This window comes from Roseibium aquae, from assembly GCF_008711285.1.
In the GTDB taxonomy this organism is placed as follows: Bacteria; Pseudomonadota; Alphaproteobacteria; order Rhizobiales; family Stappiaceae; genus Roseibium; species Roseibium aquae.
Window position 1 is genome coordinate 1 of record NZ_VXDC01000031.1, and the last position, 3,381, is coordinate 3,381.

A 3,381-nucleotide genomic window follows, 5' to 3' on the forward strand; every position below is an offset into this window, starting at 1 on the left:
TTCAGACCTGGGGGGGGTGGTCAATTCTTTAGAATGAAAGGTTTAGGGAACGGCGCGGGGAGAAGCGATTAAACGCTAACACAGTTTTTTCACGCCCGCGCGCGAGGTAAGAAGCAAAAAGGAGCCGGAAACAGGTAATTATTTGATTAGTTCTGTGTATAAGTCAAATCGAATATTTACTTTTGGATAATTTAGGATCATATTCCTAACAGTTGATTTGCGCCGTGCTATGCGGGCAAGCCGCTAAGACCCCTTTCCGGGCCGCGCTATGCGGATGGAACGGCGAACCGGCGCAAAGTGCGCTCGTATTGCAGGAAAGGGAGAACGCATTTGCTTCTCAAACAATCGACAATTTTGGACAAGGGCGCGCCCCTTGAACTCAAGTTCGCCAGCAGCGGCAACACCGCAACGATAGCGGGGTATGGCGCAACGTTCGGCGATCAGCCGGATACTTATGGCGACATCATCCGCGCTGGAGCTTTTGCGGAGACCCTCAAAGGGCGGCAAGCGTCCGATGTGGTCATGCTCTGGCAGCATTCCACTAGCGATGTGATTGGGCTCTGGACCGAGATCCGCGAGGATGAGACTGGGCTATACGTAAAAGGCCAGTTGAACCTTGAGACCCAGCGGGGCCGAGAGGCCGCATCCCTGGTCAAGCAAGGGGCTCTCAATGGCCTTTCAATCGGGTTCCGGGTTCAGTCTGACGGGGCCGAGATGACGCCGGAAGGGCTCCGCCAGATTACCAAGGCCGAACTGTGGGAAGTGAGCCTGGTGACATTCCCGGCAAACACAAACGCTCGCCTCAAACGTTCCTCAGATTTTGACCAGGTGAACAGCCGGGGCGATCTGGAACGCTTCCTGAAATCAGGCGGCGCACCCAATGCGCTTGCCAAGCGGATCGCCCACGGGGGATGGCCGGGGGACCGGCACGCCGTGGAGATCGAAGACATTACGGCTGCACTGAAAGCGGCCACCCACGATATCGACACCATTTTGAAGGGTTGAAACAATGGAAATGCGGGAATTGAAAGACGCCATTGCGGCGCATCACAAAAGCGCTCAAATGCTTGCGCAAGAGGTCAAGAGCGCGCGCGACGGCCAGCGGGCCTTGGACAGCCGGATTGATCGCCTGGAGACCCTTGCGGGCCGCTCTGACCTGGGCGGCTATCGACCGGGCGGCGAAAGTCTGGAAGATCGGGAGGCAAAGCAAGCGTTTGGCGCTTACTTGCGCAATCCCTATTCGCAAAAGGTCAAGGCCGAGCTTGAGGCCAAGGCGGTCTCAGGCGCGACGGACGCGGGCGGCGGCTATGCAATCCCGGAAGTGATCAGCACCGACATTCGCGCGCGGCTGCGGGACGTTTCAGTCATGCGGCAAATTTGCCGGGTCGAAACGGCATCGACCAGCGACTTCAAAATTCTGGTGGATGTTGCCGGGTCTTCGAGTGGATGGGCCGGTGAAGGTGACACGCGCTCCGCGACCAACACACCGCAGCTTCATGAGGTTGCGCCGACCTTCGGCACAAACTACGCGCTGATAACGGCTTCTGAAGAGATCGTTAACGACGCGATGTTCGACATTCAAAGCTGGCTGGTCCGGCGGACTGTTGAAGAATTGGCGCTAACCGAGGGCGAAGCTTTTCTGATCGGCAACGGCACGAAAAAGCCGACCGGGCTTCTGACCGCTCCGATTGTGTCAGCGGGCGATTTTGACAGTCCGGCACGGCCGGAAGGTTCGTTCAAGTACCTCCCGACCGGCTTTGCGGATAGCTTTGGCGGGGATCAAACGGCAAGCCCTCCGGGCAATCCGGGCGACGTTCTGGTGCAGGCCGTTTACGATCTGCGGGCGCCTTATCGCCAGAATGCACGCTGGCTGATGAACAGCGCAACGGCCGGGGTTATTCGGAAGTTCAAGGACGCGGAAGGGCGCTACCTCTGGAGCGAAAGCATGTTGGCTGGCCAGCCGCCTTTGCTCCTGGGGTATCCGGTTGCAATCGATGAGGCCATGCCGGATATCGGCACCAATACTCACCCGGTTGCCTTTGGCGACTTTGAGAGAGCCTATACGATTGTTGACCTGCAAGGCCTGCGGATCACGCTGGATGACAATATTTCGGTGCCCGGTCAACTGCGCTGGTACATCCGGCGGCGAGTGGGTGGACAGGTGACGGACACCCACGCCCTGCGCTTCATCAAGTGCGCGGCTAGCTAACGAAATTGGGCGGGGCTTGTCAGTCGCTCCGCCTGATTGCTGGCGCTGCTTTCCTCGCTCTTTTGCGGCGCTGGTTTAACCCCTGGACGCTTCCCTGATGGCGTCCGGGGGTTTTTCGCGCTCGGCGTCCCGGATCTTCCGGCCTTCGTGGATATCCTTGCGGCGCAGGCCGAGTTCGGCGGCAGATGGAGTGTTGTTCCAGTCCGGAACATCACTTTTGTGCCCGTGCCCCTTCACCTCGCCCCGCTCTTGCGCTGCGTCGTATTCTTCCGCCAGCCGCATTTCAGCCCGTGCCCGAATGGCAGGCGGCAGTTTAATTCACAACGCGCGCGGCTTCATACATCTCATCAAGTTGCCGGATCATCGTGCCGGCCGATTTGTGCACCGCGTGCAGGTTCCACATTAGCTCGTTGTAAGCTTCCTGGCTTTCGATGTTCCCACCTTCCAGGCGGTCGGCAACCACGCGCAACATGCGAGCAACTTCCTTAACGTCGATTGTCTTCATCTTTTCAAATCCTCAAAAATAAGCGCACAGAGCGCGTTTGTTGAATCCGGCTGGTAACGCTTGCCTGAGCACGTCAGAACGCGCACAGACCCCTTGAACGGCTTTCTGAGGCCTTCCAGACTTGGGCCGCCTTCATCGTGCCAGCCGAATGAAGGTTGCGCCACGGGCCGTGATATCCGCTTCCCGCAGCTGGTCCGGCAATTCTAAATAAAGCTGATTGTCGGCATCGGTGCGGATCTGGACCCAATTTTCCTTTGGCCGTGACCGATCCAAGGGGCGCGCCATGATCACGGGGCGGTTTTCGCACAGATCGTCAATCTCCGGGTCATATTCAAACATGCCGCACCTACCCATTCAATCCGCCGGTTACTTCATAAAGCCGCCACGCTTCCTCGATGATCAGCCCCTTGCTAACCCCCCGGCGGGCCGCTTCGGCTGAAATTGCGCTGGCGACTTCCGGCCGCAGCTTTGTGTGGATTTGTTCTGTCCTGGGTGACCTTGGACGACCGAGTTTTTCCATAGTTAAGCCTCTGTATTTGCTTCATTTTATGGCTCTAATTGTACCATAAAAGCACGCAAAAACCTAAGCTTTTGGGCGGTGCAAGGGTGGATAAACTAGACACGTACTCTCGCAAAGCTGACCAAACCTTCACCGGGCTGAGTTAAC

At 57.6% G+C, this 3,381-nt stretch carries 5 protein-coding genes; 2 read left to right on the forward strand and 3 right to left on the reverse strand.

Features of this window, described 5'->3' with window-relative positions; genetic code table 11:
• Positions 1 to 330 precede the first annotated feature (330 nt).
• Positions 331 to 1,005, forward strand: a complete 675-nt coding sequence (locus tag F0184_RS20390; RefSeq protein ID WP_172972185.1) for an HK97 family phage prohead protease — start codon at positions 331 to 333, stop codon at positions 1,003 to 1,005.
• A 4-nt stretch (positions 1,006 to 1,009) separates the two neighbouring features.
• The gene (locus F0184_RS20395; RefSeq protein WP_150497975.1) at positions 1,010 to 2,209 is read left to right on the forward strand and encodes a phage major capsid protein; all 1,200 of its coding nucleotides are present in this window, start codon (positions 1,010 to 1,012) and stop codon (positions 2,207 to 2,209) included.
• Between the two features lie 75 nt (positions 2,210 to 2,284).
• On the opposite strand, the gene F0184_RS20400 is transcribed toward F0184_RS20395, so the two are convergent.
• The 3 genes from F0184_RS20400 to F0184_RS20410 all read right to left on the reverse strand — a co-directional run bounded on the left by F0184_RS20400 (position 2,285) and on the right by F0184_RS20410 (position 3,053).
• Positions 2,285 to 2,491: a hypothetical protein gene (locus F0184_RS20400; protein ID WP_150497976.1), complete on the reverse strand. Its 207-nt coding sequence runs from the start codon at positions 2,489 to 2,491 to the stop codon at positions 2,285 to 2,287.
• Positions 2,492 to 2,522: 31 nt separating this feature from the next.
• The gene (locus F0184_RS20405) at positions 2,523 to 2,714 is read right to left on the reverse strand and encodes a hypothetical protein (RefSeq protein ID WP_150497977.1); all 192 of its coding nucleotides are present in this window, start codon (positions 2,712 to 2,714) and stop codon (positions 2,523 to 2,525) included.
• A 132-nt stretch (positions 2,715 to 2,846) separates the two neighbouring features.
• Positions 2,847 to 3,053 (reverse strand): hypothetical protein, encoded by a 207-nt coding sequence (locus tag F0184_RS20410; RefSeq protein ID WP_150497978.1) that lies wholly within the window; start codon positions 3,051 to 3,053, stop codon positions 2,847 to 2,849.
• Positions 3,054 to 3,381 lie beyond the last annotated feature (328 nt).